Consider the following 14,351-nt stretch of genomic DNA (forward strand, 5'->3'; position numbering starts at 1 on the left):
GACCTGCGCGATCGAGCGGTCGCCACGCTGGCACTGCTCGACGATCTCCGCCTTGAACTCCGGGGTGAACGCACGACGAGGACGCCGGGGCTTGTCCGAGCCCGTGGTCTTCATAAGGACATCCTTCCAGGGGCAAAACCCCTGATCTCAGGTGTCCGTCAAAACGGGTCAAGCCCATCGATCTGCTGGCTGACGACGCGTCGTCCTGTGTCGGCTGGACGTATGCCGAAGTGGAGGCCGAAGCGAGCTACGCGCGGGCGGTCGCGCTGGACGTGCTGCCCCCACTCGTCCGGACACCGGAGTACGAGGCCGCGCTCCGTGGTGCTCAGGTGGAGACCGTGTCCGAGCAGGACCACCGCCACTACAGCGACGCGCACCGCGAGCGAGTGATGCGGCACCTCAGCAAGGGGCCGTCGCTGCGGCTGGATCTCGTCGTGGGTGAGGCGGTCCTGCGGCGGCCGGTCGGGGGCGCGCTGGTGATGGCTGATCAGTTGTTGCGGTTGGCAGCGCTTGCCGAGCTTCCCGGTGTGCGAATGCGGCTTGTGCCGGACGAGGTAGGCGCGTTCGCGGGAATGACGTCGTTCACCCTGCTGTCGTTCCGGCAGGACGAGTTCGAGGACGTGGTGTACCTGGACACCCTGCACGCCGGGACGTGGCTGGAGGCCGAGTCCGAGCGGCGGCCGTACGCGGAGACGTTCGAGCGGCTGGCCTCTGCGGCACTCCCTGCCGAGGACACCGTCGGCCGGTTGGTTGAGGCCGCGCAGTTGCTGAAGGACAGCGCAGACTGACCAGTCACGCGCGCCGAATTTTGTGACTAGTTTCGTGACGCACCCTGCTACGCTCGTCTGAACCGTCACGAAACTAGTCACGAATAGGGAGGTGTGTCGTGAAGTGCACGGGATGCGGACAGCCTTTGGCGGCAGGGTCGAACCGTGGCCGACCGGCCCGCTATCACAACGCGGCGTGTCGACAGCGTGCCCGCCGCGCCCGTGTCGCCACCCAGCATGGGGACGTTCTGGCGGCCGTGGCGGCTATCGAGGCGGCGGCTGCCGAGGTACGCCACGCCGTCTTGGCGGACGGCGACGTGGACCAAGTCACTCGTCTGCTCACACATGCCGCTGCCGAACTCTCCCGGCTCGCGCCAGCCGCTCCCGCTGCCGAGGCGGACCAACCGCCCGTCACGAAACCTGTCATGGAAGCCGCGTCGCACACGAACCGTGCGAAGCGACCAGCGCGACCTGCCCCGCTGGATCTGGATACCGTTCGGCTCGAACGTTCGTCGGACCCGACGCGAATGGGCTGGCGGGTCTTGGCCGGGCAGACGAACGCGCCGATCGTGGTGGGGTTCCTCGAACCAATGTTGTCAGTGACCGGGCGACGTAGTAGCCGCTGGGAGGCGCAGACCGCCAGCATGACGCAAGTGCATGGCGGCCCCTGGCGAAACCGGATGGACGCTCTGGTGCAGCTGGTCGACGACTACCGGCAGGCAGCGTCACGCCCACAACGGCGCACGATCACGTAGTCACGGGTCGGCCGCGTGCGGTCCCCGCCTCGGGAGGGCACTGCATATGGCCGTTTTTCTGCGGTTGCAACGGGTCGACCGTCAAGACTTCGGCAGGTTAGCGTAACCGCCGTTGGCGATCCGACGACATCCAAGTGTGATCCATATTGCGCGCGCACGCACAGGAGCGGTTGCCAGAACCGCCTTCCGCGTCGCCTTGTTGCTTGTGACTGCCTTCGTGCTTGCGGGTTTGTACGCGCTTGCCGTCTGGCACGCACCTGATCTACTCACGAATCAGCAAATACTGAGAGATCCACAGATTCGGCCAGAGCACCGCCTCACCGCAGAGCACAACGCGCGCTTGATCGCCATTTCAATTGGCGGTGCACTGGTCGTGGGAACCGGCCTACTATATACGGCGCGGAACTATCGGCTCGCACACCGCGGTCAAGTCACAGAACGCTTCACAAAGGCACTGGAGCGACTCGGCTCTGACGAACTATACGTTCGAATCGGTGGCGTTCATGCTCTCGAACACGTCATACGCGACTCCCCTCAGCACCACGGCGATGTCGTCGAAGTGCTTATGGCGTTCATTCGCGAACGGACCCCTCGAACCGCCCCTCCCATGATAGACGAGGGATGGATTCACCCACCTACTGACGCAGATGCCGCAGAGTTGCCAACCGAGCCTGCAGCAGACGTTCAGGCGGCGCTCACCGCACTAGGCTGCCGACCTCGACGGTTTAAGCGCGAACGCCTAAAGCTCGATTTTCATGATCTCCACCTTCAAGGCGCAAACCTTGCAAGCGCGTGGCTGCGTAATGCAAACCTCAAAGGCGCACAACTCCGCGATGCAAATTTGACACTAGCTTGGCTACGCGACACTAACCTAATGGGGGCACAGCTGCAGGGAGCACGGCTTGGTGGCGCATGCCTGCACCACGCTGATCTCCGAGGCGCCCTACTCCAGACAGCTGAGCTAAGCAGCGCCTGGCTGTACAACGCGCAACTCGACCACGCGCAGCTCCAAGGAGCCGAACTGAGATATGCATTGTTGAGAAAGGCGCATATATGGCACGCGAACCTCCAGGACGCCGACTTAACCGGCGCCGTACTTTCCGATTCACTACTAGGCCGCACACAGATGCGGGACGCTAACCTGAAAAATACATCATTAAGGAACGCAGTATTACCGGATACACAACTCCGCGATGCCGATTTGACAGGTGCAAAGCTTCAAGGTGCCGACCTTAGCCAAGCGTCACTGTCAGTCGAGCAGCTAAGGTCAGCTACAATAGATTCGCACACTCAGCTTCCGACGGTTTCAACCAGCATGTACAAAGTGCTATGCCTGTCCGGCTGTGACGACTCGATCCAAGAAACCCTAACTAGAGTGCATGATGAAGATCCGGACTGAGGCAGAATTAGCATAGGCAAGCCACCTATAGAAAACCGGTGCTAAGCGACTCGACCTCCGTCCATAATGAGGTTCTCAGTATCATCCTAAGGGCACAGTGTGATCCAGGTTCAGGTCTTTCCAGCGGGTGAAGAGCATCGCGGCGGCTAGTTCACCAAGGCAGTGCAGCCTGGTGAGCAGCAGGTTGTGGTAGCGGTTGTCGACATTAAGCACCTGATCGCCCGGTAGACTCTTGAACGAGGCGAGGATGTCGATCTCGGCAGACGTCGAAGATCAGACAGTCGTCGATCGCATCCCCGCTCGGTTCGAGCATGCGTTTAGCTCCGCTTTCACCGGCCATCTGTCACGCGACCTTCTGGCTGAACTCGCCAGCAAGCACTGACTCAAAGCGCTAGCAGGCTTGCCGACGCGGCTGCCGGTCAGTGGAGCCGGCGCTCAGGACTGCCCTACACGGCAGACGTCGTCAAGTTGTTGAATTTGCCAGTCGGTTCTCGACACGGTCGAGTATGCGCATTAGTAGACTCGCCGCCTGAACGGCCTCGGCCGCCTCAGTTACGTCGTCGAATGACACCTCGCGGTGACCGGATGGATTACGCAAAACGGCGTAGGCACCGGCGAAGAGCATCATCGTCCCTTGAACCTCGCCACTCGGCGCACTCGGGTCAGCTAACGGGCCATTTGGACCGAATGCCCTAGTCATCATTGACACGCCGAACATGTCATCGCCGAACCCCGAGAGCTTTCGAACTCGAACTTCAACGGCTCGCATCGCACCAAATATCGCGTTCTCGTACTCACCAAGCAGGAATTGCTGACGAGCCTTTGCTTCCACCATTGAATGCAGGCCATCCTGGAGGCGGTGCACTGCGTTCACATGGTCAACACTCCTCCCCAGCGCTTCGCGCCCCCAACGCGTCACGAAAATTGCGGCATCGGCAGTTTGGTCCGGTGTGCGGGCAATCATGCCGCGAGCACGGAGCCACCCCGTGGCCTCAGCAATAGCCCGTCTGGCTTCGACGTTCCTGGCATATCCGAGTCCTGCCAAGTCATTTCGATAGAGATTGAGATAGTTATACTCGTTCCATTCGCCGATATTGACGATATCGGCGAGAACGATCATCGCGAGCGAATCAGTCGGCAATGCTAGAGCGTCGGCCGGGCTCAGCCTGATCACTAGAAGTCCTCCTATCTAAAACCAGGAGCGAAGCATAAGGGCCACTTGGAACCAGGACGGAAGACGACTGACCGCCTTTGCGACTCGTCAGCCAGACAGATACTCCAGAACGGCTTCGGTAGCGGCGTTCATCATCTGGCGAGACCGAACTTCGCCCACCCATTTGGCCTTACGGAAGTCCTCCTCTGACGCAGCAAGAGCTTTGCCTACCGTGTCGAATCCTAGCTCCTTAAGCTTGCTACGACAGAAACTCGTCAACACAAGACCGTCTACAGACTTAGCAAGCTGCTTTTCCAGCAGCTCATTTTGCCCCGGGTCGATTTGACTGACATCAATACGCGAAATCTCCGCGTACGCGTGATGGTTAGCGCCGAACTCAACCATCTTCTTAATCGAGATTGCCCGTCTAAGTTTAGTCGTCATAGCGATGGGGTTGCTATCCCGCCCCGTGCGCGTACCAACGTTGAGCATGTATCTGGTGCCAATGTTCCCGCGGGTCGCGACAAGGCCCGTTCCTGCCTCGTGCAGAATACCGCTGTAACAAAGCAGCCTGAGCGCTTCACGGACCGAAGCAGGCGCATCCCGATGGATCCAGATGAAGACGCGTGCGTCGAGCTCCTCACCTTTTGCGCTGTCAAGGCCAGGGAGAACGGTGCGCGTGATGAACTCACGCCCCCAATCAATCAGCTCCCTGTGCCCGCTGTATCTACCACCAAGGTCAGTGTGCTCAGACCAAATCTTGATCCTATAGAACTCTCGCATCACCTTCTGCACGTTGTTTGAATTGAACGGCAACGCCTCAGAGATGGTACGCATCAAGATCCGCGGATTACCACTGGCCGAGTAGGCGAGCGCGTCAAAAGCCTCGCCATATCGCTCAATCGCGGTCGCGAGCGTCTTATCTTGCCTCGCAACCATTTCTCGCATGGACTGTAGATACTCGTCGTCCAGGATATCTCGATTGACGTCTATCAGCTCAGCATCGTGGCTCATCTGAAAGGAGTCACCAAAGTAGGTCACGCCTGGATAGACGGCCGCTTTCACGGATACATACGGGGTTCTCAAGTCGCGAATGAGCGTAAAGAACTGCCGCTGCTGTTCAGGTATGAAGACATGTGCCGCTTCATCAATCAGAAGCACCACTCGACGTAGATCTGCAGCAGAGCAAAGATCTTCAATTGCGTCAGTGATGCTTTCCGGGTTCAACCCTGAGTCGAAGGCGACTTGGCTTTCCCGGCTTTTCCAGGACGCCTCCAAGGCCTCTTCAAGCTGGGTTAGTCGATGCTCGACGGCTTCGTCCGAGGAATCCCGAACCAGCGACGAGAAGACGGTCGTCGTGGAAGAAACCAGCCCTTTCTGCCTCGCGGCGCGCATAACCCGGTTACAGATCTTAGCCAACATCCAATGCTTGAACCGCTCAGGATCAGTGGTTCTGAGCAGCCCGGCCTTGTTGAAGGTGAGGTAGACAGGGAGAATTCTCAACTTACCGAAGTCACGCTCAAGTTCGCTCTGCGTGACCCTAAGCAAGAACGATTTGCCGACGCCTCGTGCCCCTTGAATGACCACCGTTCTCTTCGTCTTCAACGTCTCGATCGTCGCTCGGTCAGTCTCGGTTTCGACGAAAAACTCGCCAATCTCCCGTGGATCGATGTCTTCCGTTCGGAAATTGAGATCAGCGCTAGTCACTTCGAGTTATCCTCCATCGGAAGGCCGAGCAATTTTCTAACTGATGCCAGGTTGGGAAAGTTTCCTTCAAGAGCCGGCTCGACACGGAGGCGCTGATCAGCGTCAAACTCTCCGAAGTATCTAACCATCAGGCAGTGAACCACGACTTCGAGCGCATCGTTGGCGACAATGAGCCATTCGTTCGCCACACTGAGATCAAACTGAATAGACGCCGGCAGAAGACTTGATGTCTCAACGTTTCCGTGAACGTACTCGGAGCATCTCCTATAGCATCTCCGGAGAGCGGATCGCATCTCAGCATGCTCACCAAGCGCTGCAGGACAGAACGCCTCTACATATGCTTTTGAGTAGATCCCATCGTCGTCAGAAGTGAGAGCCGACCAACTGATGTCTATTTTGCCACTCACCCACTGCCGGCGCTTCAGTTCCGTTGAGCTTAGGTAGATTGCCGCAACCGATACTTCGATAAAGGACCGCAAGCTTGAAAATGCCTGCCTGTACAGGCCTGAGGAAACCCCATAGAACGCGATGCCGAAGTCGCGGTGTGCAGAGAGTAGCTGCTCCGCTTCTGGACGTTTGGCAATGACACTCAGCCAATCACCAAAGTCGCCCTCAAGAGCAAGTACGTTTTCCATCGGCCCCTGAAGTTCGCTCGTAATCTCCTCGATATGCTTACGGCAAGATTCGTGAAGCCTCATCATGGAGCTACGCACAAGACTCAGAGTCGACGTCAACGCCGTATGCGCCTGGTTCAACGCTGCCCCCTCGTCCCCGTCAGCGGGGATGATCATACTCAAGCCATGTCCGATGCTTCTGAATCGCAACGCACCTAGGCGCCGTTACAGGGCAAACGACTCTCCAATTTGGACTGTCCAGACCTACTGCTTCCCCAGTCTGCACTCGATGTCGCTCCGTGGTCTTGTCCAACTCGACCGCAGCGACTCGAGCGAGATCGAAGGCGTCGGCAGATCGACGAGCGAGGATCAGCATCTCATCCCCTGTCCCGTCCCACTGGCCTCACCACGTGGGTGCGGTACGAACGGCACAATTCACACGCTGACGCCTGCACCTGTCCCTCGTCCCCGGCGTCCTACAACCGGGTGTCTGCTGGTCACGCACTCATGTGGAGTTGCAGAGGCCCGTCCCGCAGGGCTGCCGCGGGACGGGCCTCATGTCCAGATCGGGCCAGGTGGGCCTACTCAGGGCCAGGCAGGGCTACGTGGGTGAATAGTGTGCGACTTCGTCCTCGGACACCAAAATGTCGCAAATTTGCGACGTCTACGTGGCAGGTGCTCAAGTCCACTTGAGCACCTGTTTTGCGTTTCGGTGCTACCTGCGGGTGGCGTCCGATGACCGTTTCCTACATCCGTCCCATCGTCCCTGAGACCGCGCCAGGGCACGCGACGGGCGCGTCAGCCCGCGCCGTTGGTCAGCCGCTCCCGCTTATCGTCGTCCCTGCGTCACGACCGGCCCGGCAGACGAACGTGCTGTACCGGATGGCCGCCGTCGACCACCGCGGCCGAGTCGCGGACCGTCACATCACGGCCGCACTGGCGTGGGATGCGGGCACTCGTCTGAGCATCCGCGAGCACGACGGCCTCCTGGTCGTGACCGCCGACCCACATGGCCTCTTCAAGCTCACCAAGGAGGGCTATCTTCGGCTGCCTGCAGACGCCCGCCGGGCAGCGGGTCTCGCTTCAGGGGACCGGGTCTTCCTCACGGCCCACATCGACCGCCAGACGGTGACGGTGTTCCCACCGATCGCTCTGGACGAGTTGGTGCTGCCCGTGCTGCCAGGTGGTGAGGACGCATGACCGGCGCACCGACCCAGGCTGAGCTCGACGCCGCGCGCCTGGTTCTCGACCGGATGGGCGTCACGGCGGAGGACCTGCTCAACTCCGTGAAACCGCCGGCCCCGACCTTCGCCGAGTACATCCCGGTCGTCGCTGGAGCTGTCAGCGACGGCACCCGGCGCGCTTACACCCCGTACTGGAACCGCGTGCTCGACCAGTGGGCGGACATCTCGCTGAGCGACCGCACCCCGACCGACATCCAGCGGCTCGTCCAGCACATCAAGGCGAACCTGACCGTCCGACGCAACACCCGTAACGGCAACTCCGCCGCAGAGCACCTCATCGCCGCACTGCGCTGCCTCTACAAACACGCCGTCAACGACGAACTCATCGACGAACGCTCCAACCCAGCCGCCAAGGTCCCCAAGCCTCGACGGCAGCCCAGCAACCGCCGGGCGCTGTCCGGCAAGCAGATGGACCAGCTCAACGACGTCGTCGCCACCGGAGGCAACGACCCTCAACTCGACTCGTTGATCATCCGGTTCCACACCGAGACCGCCGCCCGCCGTGGTGGTGCTCTCGCGCTGCGCCCTAAAGACCTCGACGAGGAGAACTGCCTGGTCTATCTCCGGGAGAAGGGCGAGTCGTCGCGCTGGCAACCGGTCTCCCCGACGCTGATGTGGCACCTGCTGCAACACGTCGAACAACGCGGCGCGCCAATGAACGGACGCCTCCTGCATTACCTGGACGGGCGCCCGATCACCTACCACCGTTACGACCGCCTCTGGGTCCGCGTCGGCGAAAGCTTGCCTTGGGCGGCGAAACAGGGCGTCAGCACGCACTGGATCCGGTACACCACTCTCACGTGGGTCGAACGCCACTTCGGCTACGCCGTCGCCCGCGCGTTCGCCGGGCACAACGACACCAACAGCGACGCAGGGAGCACCACGACCTACGTACGGGCGACCCTCAAAGAAGTCGCCACAGCACTGGCCACACTCACCGGTGAGCACCACCCGCTGGCCGCGTAGCTGATTCCAGGACGGTTGGGGCTGCCTGCTCATGGCACGAGCGAGCAGGCAGCCTCCGACTCACAACCGGTAGCCGCTGGGGAAGGACGCACCAGCGGCGAGTGCACCTGGCAGATGCCTTGCGGGTCCCGAGGAGTCAGCGGCTGACAACCGCTCGCCGAGCTGGAGCAACATCGTTTTCGACTGTTCCTCGTTGAGGCTGGACCTGTCGAGCGAGCAGACAATTTCCTGATAGCTCTCGACCGCTGTCTTCTCTTCCTGGATGAGCGTGGAGTTCTCGTGTTCGAGGAAGACCAGCGGCTCGTAGGCCGGGAAGGTCAGCCGAGTAAACGCCCCGCTCATGCCTGCGTGAGCACCGACGGCCGTCGGCAAGATCCGGATCGTGACGTTGCTGCGGACCGCCATCAGCAACAGGTGATGCACCTGGCCGACATGGACGTCGTGTCCACCGACCGGCAGATACAGCGCCTGCTCGTGGAGGTAAGCCGCGCACTGCACCCCACCGCCGAACAGCAGCTCCTGCAACTCCTGCCCAGCCTTGACACGCCGATCCATCTCCCCGTCCGGCACATTCGGACAAGCCGAGATCGCCGCACGCAGGTGGTCCACCGACTGCAGAAACACCGGAATCCCGTGAGGATGCCATGTTGTCAGGGTCTTCGCCGCCGCAACGTTCTGGACGAGCGTGCGAAGCCGCACCGGCACACACGGGCCGTGCTGCTGCCACCACCCTTTGACATGCGTCTCGGGCAGGAGGTTCAGCAGGCGGTCACGTTCCTCAACCGGCGTGCGGCAGACCCCCAGCAGCAGGGCGAGTTCGGTCTCGGTGCATCCGATCTTGCCGTTGAGGAAGTCCGACAGCTTCGCCTCCTGCCAGCCGACGAGTTCAGCGACTCGTCGCGCGGGCATTCCGGAGGCCTTGATGGCCGCCCGCACGCCTTCACCGAACTCGCGGCCACGAGCCGTGGAGCATCTCTGCGGCATGGGAAATTCCTTGCAGTAGCTGGGATCTGTTGTGCCAGGCACAATCAGCCAACTGCTCCACCGCAGGTCAGACCAGCTCATCAATCGCGCAGCGACCTAGCACGAATCCCGCAACTACTGCGTCTCACCTGCAGAAACACCGCTAGTCGCCCGATCGGGTGCCTGCGCCGTCGCCACGCTGCTCACACGAGCGTTTCGGCGTGGACCGCAAGCACGTCGGCAAGGTCCGGGTGATCGCCCTTGTCCATCCGGCGGTAGAGCCTGGACGCGACGTAGAGCTGGGCAATCCGGCCTGACTCTGACTCCAGCACATCGCCGAAGACGGAACGAACCCGCTCGACCATTTCCGGCACCAGAAGGCTGTAGCAGAGCAAGGTCGCGGCGTCCGTGCCCGCTGGACCGCGTCCCCACCACTCCCAGTCGAGGAGGCCGAAGGCCGGTCCCATGAGGTTGGCCCAGTGCAGGTCGCCGTGCACCGTTTCCCACTGGGAGACAACAGGAGTCATGGCATCACCGAACCGCTGCCGGATTCGCTTGCTGACCAACTCCTGGTCCGCGTTGACTCGATCCGTCGGCGTACAAGCAACCGCGTCGATCGTGCGGCGAAGTTCAGCCCACCAGGCATCCGGCAGGTCGATCGGCTCGCGAAGCGCATCGGTACGGGAGCACGGCGAACCTGGCAACAAGGTCAGCACCTCCGCGCGCTGTTGCCGGTACTCCTCCCACTCGAACACGTCCAGCACGCGCGGTTTGGCCAGCCCGGTCAACACGTTGGCGTCGAGGTTGCCGGTCCAGAAGGCACCACTGATCCACTGCTTGTTCTCCGACACCACCCGCAACCAGAACTGCTCCTCGCCACGACTGGCGAGCGCACTGATCGAACGGTCAATCCAGCCGAGCCGAGGCTCGCCGGCGAGATCGAGTCCGAAGTGCGCTGCGGCCCGCTGAAGGTTCTCGCGCATCCATTCGCGGAACTGGGCGTCGGCGTCGCTGAGGTCCTCGTGCACCGCTACTCCTCGGTGACGTAACGCAGATAAGCCTCGGGGGTCGCCATGTAGCGGCGCCAGTGGTCGACCAGCGCCAGGTCCTCCCACTTTGACCGCTGAAAGCCGTGCTCCCCCACTTCGATGATGTCCGCGTCCGGTGTGGACGCCAGGATCGGCGAGTGCGTCGCGCAGATGATCTGCGCCCCCGACTTGCCCAGCTCGTACATCAGGTGCATCAGACGCAGGCAGGACTGGAACGACAACGCCGCTTCAGGCTCGTCCATCAGGTAGAAGCCGGGCTCGCGGAACATCGCGGCGAACACGGTGAGGAAGCCTTCGCCGTGGCTCATCTCGCTCGTGTCCTCATCCCAGTACCCGTTCATGCCGCTGACCGCGTTCATAAAGCCGAACGCGGTCTCGGCGCGCAGGAAGTAGCCCTTGCGCTTCGTCCGCGGGCCGATGCGGTGCCGGGCGCCGAGGGCGGTGGTGTCGAACCGCACCATCTCACCGAGCTCTGACTTCGGCCGGTCGTTGACGTACTTCCGCCCGGCCCGCCCGCCCTGCGCGTCCAGCCCCCACGCCTCGGCGAAGGCCTCGACCAGCGTGGATTTGCCGGAGCCGTTCTCGCCGACCAGAAAGGTCACCGGCCGCTCGAACGTCATGCCTTCGTCTGCTAGCTGGGCGACGCACGGCACGTCAAGCGGCCACGGTCTCCGGGAGCCACGAGGCAGCGACTCTTCGGGGATGTAGGCGCGGCGGGCGAGCATAGGTGGAATTTCCTTTGATCAGTCGTAGTCCGGAGCGCAGGCTCCCGTAGGTACGCAGTTGCCGGCGGGCCGACACGCCGGGCTGCAGCTCGGCCCGCACTGCGGATCACACATGTTGGGCACACACGGGTTCAGAGGCCGCCGAGCGAACTCCGTCGCGAGCACTGATGCGGTCTCCGTCATCCTCGATCCCGTCAGGATGTCGGCGAGCGACTCCTCCCGCACGTTGCCCACCGGCAACCACCGGGAGAACACGCACGGCCACACCGACCCGTCCGGTGCGATCGCGACCCTACCGTCGCCACACTGTCCGCACAGTTCACCCAGGTCAGGCCCACGATCGCGGACACCACGGCCGACTTGCCGCAGACGATCGATTCGCACCTCGCCGCCGACCCCGAGATCTCGCAGCTGGGTCACTGCCTCATCGACACGCTGTCCCTCATCGACGTCGATCACGCCCACCCGCACCGGGATCGATCGCCGAACGGCTTCTACAAAGTTCGACCTCGTTCGCTCGTAGCTGCGCCGGCCTCGGGTGATCCGCTCATGCTGCTCGGCGTCATCCGAGTAGTAGCTGGTGGCGAGCTGGACACCGGACCGCGAGAAGACCTCCCACAGCTCCGGACGGACGTGCACCAGGTTCGTGAAAACCTCGACCCTCAGTCCTCGGTCGAGGGCACGCTGGACGAGAACAGGCAGCGCACGGTGCAGCGTCGGCTCGCCCCCGATGAACTGGACCATCCTCGTTCCGATGTCAGCAAGCTGATCGATCGACCTACCCCAGTCCTCGGTAGTCATCGCACCGTGCGAACCAGCCGGGCCAGAGTCGGCATAGCAGTGATCGCACTGCAGCTGGCACTTTCCAGTCACTTCGAGCCATGCGAACGTCACCCGCGTTTGCAGGTCAGGTTGAGCCCCCACGTGTTTCCCCTCGCTTCTCGCACTCCGCCGTACTACCTGCGTAGTTGTTGGAGGCACTCCAAGCCAGAGGACGTCGCTGAGCCGATCAGGTAGTCACAGGCCAGACGCAGGACGCCTAGCTGCCCGCGACGCGAGCGCCGGAATGGCAGCGATCTTCGCGGGATCCAGCTCCGACCACAGGATCCCCGCCGGCCGCCGTGGCGGTCCGCACTCGATGACCTGAGTCGGAGTGACGATGAGGTCGACAGAGAAGTCGTGACTGGTCTCCGGGAGATCGCCGTCGACGACCTGGAGGTCGTGGACCGTCGTGACGATCGTCGTCGCCTCGCTGATCAGCCCTGCCTCCTGCAACAGGGCGACTTCGATATCGGCGTATCCCGCGCCCTTGCCCAGCCGGACGCCCCGGCGATTCACCGCCACGGTTCCGCACACGAGCAGGTCGATCTCGGGCATCTCGTCCGTGTCGACGGTCCTCGCGAACAACGCGGCCTTCTTCGGCACCGCCGCTTCCTCCGGCGAAACAGGCAGATTCGCCGGGTCGAGTTCGTAGAACGGCTTCGCAGCCGCGATCTTCGGAACTGCTACGTAAAGCAGCTTGCCCTGCTGAAGACCCAACACCCGGACCGGAGCCTGCGGCTTATCCGGTACAACCTTCACCACGTGCGCCTGCTTCCAGACCGACAGCCCCGCGAGCCTTTGGGCGGCCAGCTCGGCACCCACGAAGTTCGGGATCGAACCGTGCACGTCAGGTTGAGCGGCGCGGTGTTCGGTGAGCAAGTCCCAGACGCGGTGGCGGATCTCGTTCTTGGCCTCGTCCGGATTCGCCACAGGCAAACCTTTCTACGACGCCGCCATCATGGTGAAGAGGCGGTCATACACCTGATCTACCACAGGTTCCTTCCGCCAGGGACGGAGTTCCTGGGCCACTCCGAAGATCACCTTGAGGCCGCCGCCACCCCACGTGGCCTCGACGCAGTCGATCGCGATGTGCAGGGCCGCCGCGGCGTGATCGAGTTCGCGCTGCTGGATGTGCGCCAAGCTCAAGTTCGCCAGCACGATGCTGCGCGACTTCGAGCGGGACGGCGCTTGGGAAGCAACTCGTTCCAGCGTCGTCTGAGCCCGCGAAGCGTCGTTCAAGCGCAAGTAGCAGGACCCGGCCAGGCGGTTGTGCTGCGTCTCGGAGAACATCTCCACAACGGGTTCGTCGGCTGTGATGCGTCCAAAGTGGTCTTGTGCTCGTTCCAGCGAACGCTCACACGCGACGCGTTCGCCGAGCATCGCGCGTGCTTCAGCTGCATGTAGTTCTGCCAGCCCCGTCAACACATCGCTGTGCCCTCGAGCCACGTCGGCCGCACGTTCGGTGAGAACCAGGCCCTCGGCTGGATCTTCGGTGCCGTAGAGCTCGACGTATGACGTGCGCAGTAGCGCGACGGCTTCCAGCACCGGGTCATTGATCTTGCGTGCTGCTTCAGCCGCAGTCGTGAAATGGCCCTTCGCGGCATCGTGATCGCGACGCTGAGATGCGTCCCAGACAAACTGGCCCATCAGAGTGGAGGCTTCCGCTTCGGCCGCGAGCAGGTCCCGCCTCACCCGGTACTCACGTGCGTGTTCGCGCAGCAAACGGGTCTGGCCGAGTGCCTGCCCCGCCTCAGCCAGCAACCCGGTCGACCGCTCACCGTCGTACCGAAGGCTCAGCAGAGCGATGTGCTGGCGCAGTTCCGCCACGGTGACCAGGTCGACCTTCGATGGGCTCGCGAGCGCACGCTCCAGGCGATCGCCGTGCGCGGTCTCATCCGCCGGCGACTCAGCACGCGGATTCAGGAGGTCGATCAGTTCCTGAACGGACACAGCCAGCACCTTCGCGAGCCGCGGCTGCAGCCAGGCTTCCGGGGTGGACTTGCCCTGCTCCCAGCGACCGACGGTTCCGGGAGTGACTCGCAGGAGCTCGGCCAACCTCTCCTGTGAATACCCCATAGCCCTGCGGTGGGCGGCTAGCCCCGTCTTTCGCACATGAGGATGGTTGGGGCGGGAACGACGATTCGTCTTGATCATCTTATCGTGTTGGGATGCGGGAACGACGGCCTC

At 62.3% G+C, this 14,351-nt stretch carries 13 protein-coding genes; 4 read left to right on the plus strand and 9 right to left on the minus strand.

Translation table 11 applies throughout. The annotated features are described in order from the left end of the window. Positions 1 to 230: 230 nt before the first annotated feature. The gene (locus ABZ345_RS46430; RefSeq protein WP_359862020.1) at positions 231 to 788 is read left to right on the plus strand and encodes a DUF5753 domain-containing protein; all 558 of its coding nucleotides are present in this window, start codon (positions 231 to 233) and stop codon (positions 786 to 788) included. Positions 789 to 1,727: 939 nt separating this feature from the next. Beyond that, complete coding sequence (locus ABZ345_RS46435) at positions 1,728 to 2,921, plus strand: pentapeptide repeat-containing protein (protein ID WP_359862022.1); 1,194 nt, start codon at positions 1,728 to 1,730, stop codon at positions 2,919 to 2,921. Positions 2,922 to 3,384: 463 nt separating this feature from the next. Here ABZ345_RS46435 and ABZ345_RS46440 read toward each other — a convergent pair whose 3' ends face one another. From ABZ345_RS46440 to ABZ345_RS46450, 3 genes are all read right to left on the minus strand, one after another. Beyond that, on the minus strand, positions 3,385 to 4,095 hold the full coding sequence (locus ABZ345_RS46440; protein WP_359862024.1) for a TIGR02391 family protein: 711 nt from the start codon (positions 4,093 to 4,095) through the stop codon (positions 3,385 to 3,387). An 87-nt stretch (positions 4,096 to 4,182) separates the two neighbouring features. Continuing rightward, positions 4,183 to 5,781 (minus strand): AAA family ATPase, encoded by a 1,599-nt coding sequence (locus ABZ345_RS46445; RefSeq protein WP_359862026.1) that lies wholly within the window; start codon positions 5,779 to 5,781, stop codon positions 4,183 to 4,185. Further along, entirely contained in the window at positions 5,778 to 6,572 is a 795-nt protein-coding gene (locus ABZ345_RS46450) for a hypothetical protein (RefSeq protein ID WP_359862028.1), read from the minus strand. The genes ABZ345_RS46445 and ABZ345_RS46450 overlap by 4 nt, the downstream gene beginning before the upstream one ends. Before the next feature lie 558 nt (positions 6,573 to 7,130). On the opposite strand from ABZ345_RS46450, the gene ABZ345_RS46455 reads away from it, so the two are divergent. Beyond that, positions 7,131 to 7,595, plus strand: coding sequence for an AbrB/MazE/SpoVT family DNA-binding domain-containing protein (locus ABZ345_RS46455; protein WP_359862029.1), 465 nt, complete (start codon positions 7,131 to 7,133; stop codon positions 7,593 to 7,595). After that, positions 7,592 to 8,605 (plus strand): tyrosine-type recombinase/integrase, encoded by a 1,014-nt coding sequence (locus ABZ345_RS46460; RefSeq protein WP_359862031.1) that lies wholly within the window; start codon positions 7,592 to 7,594, stop codon positions 8,603 to 8,605. The genes ABZ345_RS46455 and ABZ345_RS46460 overlap by 4 nt, the downstream gene beginning before the upstream one ends. A 60-nt stretch (positions 8,606 to 8,665) precedes the next feature. Here the strand turns inward: ABZ345_RS46460 and ABZ345_RS46465 are convergent, their stop codons facing one another. The 6 genes from ABZ345_RS46465 to ABZ345_RS46490 form a co-directional block, all read right to left on the minus strand. After that, positions 8,666 to 9,670 (minus strand): Scr1 family TA system antitoxin-like transcriptional regulator, encoded by a 1,005-nt coding sequence (locus ABZ345_RS46465; RefSeq protein ID WP_359862033.1) that lies wholly within the window; start codon positions 9,668 to 9,670, stop codon positions 8,666 to 8,668. 101 nt (positions 9,671 to 9,771) lie between these two features. After that, entirely contained in the window at positions 9,772 to 10,596 is an 825-nt protein-coding gene (locus ABZ345_RS46470; protein ID WP_359862035.1) for an aminoglycoside phosphotransferase, read from the minus strand. A gap of 2 nt (positions 10,597 to 10,598) precedes the next feature. Next, the gene (locus tag ABZ345_RS46475) at positions 10,599 to 11,237 is read right to left on the minus strand and encodes an AAA family ATPase (RefSeq protein WP_319990211.1); all 639 of its coding nucleotides are present in this window, start codon (positions 11,235 to 11,237) and stop codon (positions 10,599 to 10,601) included. 123 nt (positions 11,238 to 11,360) lie between these two features. Next, the gene (locus ABZ345_RS46480; RefSeq protein WP_359862037.1) at positions 11,361 to 12,323 is read right to left on the minus strand and encodes a radical SAM protein; all 963 of its coding nucleotides are present in this window, start codon (positions 12,321 to 12,323) and stop codon (positions 11,361 to 11,363) included. 36 nt (positions 12,324 to 12,359) lie between these two features. Continuing rightward, positions 12,360 to 13,094: a 5-formyltetrahydrofolate cyclo-ligase gene (locus ABZ345_RS46485; RefSeq protein ID WP_359862039.1), complete on the minus strand. Its 735-nt coding sequence runs from the start codon at positions 13,092 to 13,094 to the stop codon at positions 12,360 to 12,362. A gap of 12 nt (positions 13,095 to 13,106) precedes the next feature. After that, positions 13,107 to 14,318, minus strand: a complete 1,212-nt coding sequence (locus ABZ345_RS46490; RefSeq protein ID WP_359862041.1) for a helix-turn-helix domain-containing protein — start codon at positions 14,316 to 14,318, stop codon at positions 13,107 to 13,109. Positions 14,319 to 14,351: the final 33 nt, after the last annotated feature.

This window comes from Lentzea sp. NPDC005914, from assembly GCF_040629405.1.
Lineage (GTDB): Bacteria > Actinomycetota > Actinomycetes > Mycobacteriales > Pseudonocardiaceae > Lentzea.